Source organism: Arthrobacter crystallopoietes BAB-32, assembly GCF_000328305.2.
GTDB lineage: Bacteria > Actinomycetota > Actinomycetes > Actinomycetales > Micrococcaceae > Crystallibacter > Crystallibacter crystallopoietes_A.
Window position 1 is genome coordinate 1 of sequence record NZ_ANPE02000317.1, and the last position, 1,226, is coordinate 1,226.

1 protein-coding gene is annotated in these 1,226 nt (G+C 70.2%); it reads right to left on the reverse strand.

The genetic code is table 11. From position 1 onward, the window contains the following. Window positions 1-49: 49 nt before the first annotated feature. Window positions 50-1,072: an EamA family transporter RarD gene (gene rarD / locus D477_RS20600; RefSeq protein ID WP_005275281.1), complete on the reverse strand. Its 1,023-nt coding sequence runs from the start codon at window positions 1,070-1,072 to the stop codon at window positions 50-52. Between the last annotated feature and the right edge of the window lie 154 nt (window positions 1,073-1,226).

Consider the following 1,226-nt stretch of genomic DNA (forward strand, 5'->3'; position numbering starts at 1 on the left):
GTGTAGGCAGCACCGGACACGTACGACGGCGGCGGGCCGGGGGCGGCGGTCAGGCGGCGGGGCGCGGGGCCTTCCGGTAGGCGAGCACCATGTCCGCCGTCAGAATAGCCAGGGACAGCCAGACGAGGGCGAAACCGGCCCAGCGCTCCGGCGGCATCGGCTCGTGAAAGACGGCCAGCGCGGTGATGAACTGCAGCAGCGGCGCCAGGTACTGCAGCATGCCGACCGTGCTCAGCGGCAGCCGGCGGGCAGCGGCGCCGAAGAAGAGCAGCGGCAGCGCGGTGATCAGGCCGCCCGCCGCCATTAGCCAGAAGTGCCCGGCACCGTGGTCCGTCAGCGTGGCCTGCCCCTGGACCATCAGCACCGCCATGATGGCGATCGAGAGCGGGGTCAGCACCAGCGTCTCGACGCTGAGGCTGGAGACCGCGTCCACCTTGGAGCCCACGTTCTTCTTGACCAGCCCGTAGAAGCCGAAACTGAGGGCCAGCACCAGGGAAAGCCAGGGCACATTGCCGTACCCGAACGCCAGCACCAGGACGGCGGCGAAGGCGACGCCCAGCGCAGCCCACTGCGCCGGCCGCAGCCGCTCCTTCAGCAGCAGGACACCGAGCAGCACGGAGACCAGCGGGTTGATGAAGTAGCCGAGCGAGGCCTCGACGGTGCGTTCACTCAGCACGGCGACCGTGTAGGTGAACCAGTTGACGGCAATCAGCGCGGCCGCCAGCGTCAGCACGCCGAGGATCCGGCCGCTGCGCATGGCGGCCAGGAACGGTCGCCAGCTGCGCATTGCGGTCATCAGCAGCAGGCAGAACAGCAGCGACCAGACAATCCGGTTGGCCACGATCTCCAGCGGACCCGCCGGATCCAGCACCGCGAAATAGAGCGGCAGAATGCCCCAGATCCCGTAGGCAGCGAGCCCGAAGGCCAGCCCGGCGCTGTTCTCGCTCCGCGGACGGCGGCCCCTGCGGCCCTGGGCACCCGTGCCGGAGGCCGTCGCCTCAGTGGCAACGGCAGGCGGCTGGACGTCGGGCAGGGAGGCGCTTACGCCGTCGTTATTGGGCACAACGCCCATAACGTCACCCGACGTGGAGCTATTCCAAGCCGCCGGCCAAGCCGGGCTGACCGGAGAGCAGCGCGGAGAGCCCGGCCCATTCCTCCAGCGGATGGCGGCCGGCGCCATCGGGCTCCTGGCGGTACTGCACGGCCAGCGACTGCGCCGGTGCCAC

Excerpts from the sequence above, each read along its gene's own strand:
- rarD (WP_005275281.1), bottom strand. The coding sequence starts at position 1,072 with ATGGGCGTTGTGCCCAATAACGACGGCGTAAGCGCCTCCCTGCCCGAC.